4 protein-coding genes are annotated in these 3775 nt (G+C 32.1%); all 4 read left to right on the top strand.

Annotated elements, in window-relative coordinates:
* The first annotated feature begins 123 nt into the window (after positions 1-123).
* The 4 genes from ACH2AZ_RS12305 (at position 124) to ACH2AZ_RS12320 (ending at position 3503) form a co-directional block, all read left to right on the top strand.
* The gene (locus tag ACH2AZ_RS12305; RefSeq protein WP_394908077.1) at positions 124-471 is read left to right on the top strand and encodes a cytochrome c oxidase assembly factor Coa1 family protein; all 348 of its coding nucleotides are present in this window, start codon (positions 124-126) and stop codon (positions 469-471) included.
* A gap of 955 nt (positions 472-1426) precedes the next feature.
* Positions 1427-1621, top strand: a complete 195-nt coding sequence (locus ACH2AZ_RS12310) for a hypothetical protein (RefSeq protein WP_394908078.1) — start codon at positions 1427-1429, stop codon at positions 1619-1621.
* Positions 1622-2334: 713 nt separating this feature from the next.
* The gene (locus tag ACH2AZ_RS12315; RefSeq protein WP_394908079.1) at positions 2335-2874 is read left to right on the top strand and encodes a hypothetical protein; all 540 of its coding nucleotides are present in this window, start codon (positions 2335-2337) and stop codon (positions 2872-2874) included.
* 152 nt (positions 2875-3026) lie between these two features.
* Positions 3027-3503 carry a hypothetical protein gene (locus ACH2AZ_RS12320; RefSeq protein ID WP_394908080.1) on the top strand — a complete coding sequence of 159 codons (477 nt, stop codon included), beginning with the start codon at positions 3027-3029 and terminating at the stop codon, positions 3501-3503.
* Positions 3504-3775 lie beyond the last annotated feature (272 nt).

Here is a 3775-nt window from a genome sequence, read left to right on the forward strand (position 1 = left end):
GAACTTACTATCTAAAAGTAGTAGTTAATCAACCAAAAAAGACCGTAAAAAAGGTCAACCTATTTCAGTATAATACAAAATAAAAAAACAGATTTTAATATTAGCTGACAAAAATAAACAACAGTGAAAATACCCAAAACATTTAAGTACATTCTATATTCTGGTTTAGGTATAATTTTCTTTATTCTTATAGTAACAATCGGAAATACATTAAGAATTTCGTATTCCGATGAATACACTTTAGCAAAAGAATATTTGAAAAATAATTCCGAACTAATTAATGAAATTGGAGAAATAAACGAATTCGGACAATTTCCTTCAGGTAGTATACGCTCAGAAAATGGAGCAAGATACGCACAAATTGAAACGAAAGTTGAAGGGTCGAAATCTACAGCTAAGGTTATTCTTTTGATGAGCAAGCAACCATCAGGTAATTGGACTTTTGGTGAAATTTATATTCAGCCCGAATGAATAAAATATTATACATCATAGTGTCAATATTTATTATTGTTTGTCTTTTTTCATTAGTCGGTTTATTTGATTTTCTTTTTTTAAAAAAAAGAAAAATTCTTTCCACAGATTTTTTTCAATATGTTTTTGAAATAATTTTTTTCGGTTTTTTGACGATAATTGTGCTTATTATTATAAAACACCTGAAAAAGAAAAAAAGCTCTGATTAATTTTAATGGATTTAACAAATAAGAATTGAAAATTTAGCTCATTTACGACTGAAAAAAGACGCCTCACAACACCGTATATAACAAATAGCTGCGTCTTTACTTATTCGAAAATTTTGGTATATTTGGAAAGTCGCCAATTTTTTATTTTGGCGTTTTAGAAGTTTAAAGATAAAAACTTAAAACAAAAAATTGGCTTGTGGCGCATCCGAAAAATTAGCACATTTTTGCACGCTACTTGTCATATACACGCACGTTGGCATTCATTGAGCAGAACCGTTAAAAATGAGACTGATGAGTAATTTAAAAAGCATTAAATCAGAAATTGAAAATTATGCGAATGACTCAATTCTGACTGAATTACAAATAGTTGAGAAACTGGAAAACATTACTTTAACAAAAAAGTAAACGAGAATTTAAAGCTGTATAAAAAAATGAAAAAAAAGACCTGAAAATATCGCCACAAAAGTTTTATGCGATTTTAGAAAAAAAGAAAATAGAATTTAAAAAATATAATAAAGAAAAATGATTTAAATTAGACGTTTGACTTTTAGCTCGTTTTCGGGGTCGGAATCTGAATTGAAAAGCAAAACCCGAATTGAATGCGGAATTTAGCAAGTTGCGGAATAGCTCACTCAATCGTAATTAAAAATGATTGCGGATTAATTTGTTCACTGTATTCACTCGAACACTAGAAAACGGAATATTTCAAAGTCTGAATAAAAGAACAAACTATAAACAAATTAATAATGAGGAATAAAAAATTTGGGGTTTTGGGAATTGTACTATTTACGATAGGAATATTATCAATATTTATAAATGATTCTATCGAAAGTGATTTTCTTAAAAAGATTTCTGAATTTGGGAAATTCATTTCAATCCTTGGTGGAGGATTGATAGGGATTGGATTTTTTGGAAAGAAAAAACAGAAGAAAAATAATTAATTTAAACCCTTATACAAAGTGATCAACTGAATAAATAAAAGCCTGAATAAAAACAACGAAATGCCAACAACGTATATAAATAATGGCTAGTTTTGGCTGGCTTACGAAAATCCTCGCGGATTTTCTATTTGGTGTTTATTTACTAAATTTCGTGCAAGGAACACGCCACTAATTATATACAAAACCGTTACATACAATGGCTCGGAATGAAAAGCAGAACGGACAAATAATTTTTCTGAATGGTTGAAAAACTTGAGTAGAAAATAGATCATTTTTTATTAAAATCAACTGACTTAAAAAGCAATCTCCGGAATTGAAAAAGCATTACGCGGAATGAAAAGCACAACGCTGAAAAAAATGAATAAAACAATATCCTTCAAAATAATAAAAAGCGAATTTAAAAATTAAGCGGAATTAAGGTCGAATCAAAAATTTAAAGTAAACGAAAAAAGATTTTAAAATCTCCTTATCTGCCATAAATAAAATGATAACTGAATAAAAAACACTAAGCGGAAAAAAATTATGTAGACGGCATAGCAGAGCGTTCCAAGCAGAGCGTGTCGCCACAGTATGTAACAACGGCTATAATTCATTGCGGTGGAATTTTCGGTAGAAAATTCCACCCTTTTTTCTATCTTTGAGTTACAACGGAATAAATCCTGCGTATTTTTCCGCAACGAAATCATAGCCAAGGCCGTTGCCACCAATTAAAAATGACCTCGCAAAAATTCAAAATTGAGTTATTAAAAACGAATTGGATATCCGAAAAAAATACTCAAACGGACTTGTGTGCGCACGGACAAGTGCGAGTGAAAATCAGAAATGAAATTGTCGTTGACCAATCTGAAAATGATGGCTGGACAATAAGTGCAAGTGCGCAACTCTTACTTCGGACATTGGAACGAAATCATACTAAAGAAAATCCTGTTGGCGACCAATTAATTCCGTGTTGCGGACACTTTTTGGTTTTCGACAACGATATGGACGAAGTTTATATTGGAAGTTGTCCTACAGGAATCGACTGGGAAGTAAAACACAAAAACGGAAATGTAATCCTGAAAACGGAAAGCGGAACTGAAACGGAAATAAATTTTGCGGAATATAAAAATGAGGTGCTGAACTTTGTCGACCAAGTTGAGAAGTTTTATAAAGAAAGTCCTGAAAAGGAAATACCGAAAGACGAATTTGACCGAAAAGGATATTTGCAGTTCTGGAAAGAATGGAATGAAAAAAAAGCAAAGTGGAAAAAATAACTGGTGGCAACAACGTGTATAGCTCATTGCGGCTGAATCCCTAATCGGAATTCATTGCAATTTGCTATCTTCGTTTTACGACGGAAAATCTTCGCGGATTTCCCGCAACGAAATCATAGCCAAAGCCGTTGCCACACATTTAAAAAAATTTAATGAGAAGAATACTATTCACAATTTTAGCAGCTTTAGGAATAAATTTTGGGGCGAAATCACAAACTGAAAAGCTTGATAGCGGATTAAAAAATACTCTAAAAATTACGGCTGACCGATTTGAAAATAAAAATCACGCATTTCTGATCAACTTAGCGAAAGACAATACAGTTATAATTCAAGTTCTGCACGGAGCACTAATCGAACAAACAGCAACACCAGAAAACTCATTCAACTTCTCGATAAATTTGACTTTTGATAACGAAATGGAAAAACTGGCTAAATTCCGTACGTTGGAAATAGCAGATGATTTTGATTATTATGAATTTGATGGAATTCCTTGTTACGCAATTAATCTTGGAAACGACCAAAAGAAAACTCAAAAGGTGTTATTGGATATATTAAACAAAGTTTATGGATTTGAAAACTCAGATATATTTGAATTCGAAATTTATGACCAAGGACCAGTCAGACGCTAAAAAAACGTGTGGCAACAATGTATAACCGCAATTACGGCGGATTCGACTACGTCCGAATCCACTCGGAATTGCTAACGCCTGTGCCAAACGGAAAATTAACGCATATTAACCCGTAACTGACGGTTATACGAGACCGTCAGACTGTCTCAAAACCATGCCATCATTGCAGTCTTTTTTTAAGGATATATTTTTAATTTTTTTTATCTTTAAAAATGGAATATCAACAAGGAGAAGACCGGGAGCAATTAACTTTATACAGCACTTGTTTAGAC

Origin of the sequence: uncultured Mesonia sp. (assembly GCA_947499595.1) — a bacterium.
Lineage (GTDB): Bacteria > Bacteroidota > Bacteroidia > Flavobacteriales > Flavobacteriaceae > Mesonia > Mesonia sediminis.

Coding starts and splice junctions, on each gene's coding strand:
- ACH2AZ_RS12320 (WP_394908080.1), top strand. CDS start 3,027: ATGAGAAGAATACTATTCACAATTTTAGCAGCTTTAGGAATAAATTTT.
- ACH2AZ_RS12315 (WP_394908079.1), top strand. CDS start 2,335: ATGACCTCGCAAAAATTCAAAATTGAGTTATTAAAAACGAATTGGATA.
- ACH2AZ_RS12310 (WP_394908078.1), top strand. CDS start 1,427: ATGAGGAATAAAAAATTTGGGGTTTTGGGAATTGTACTATTTACGATA.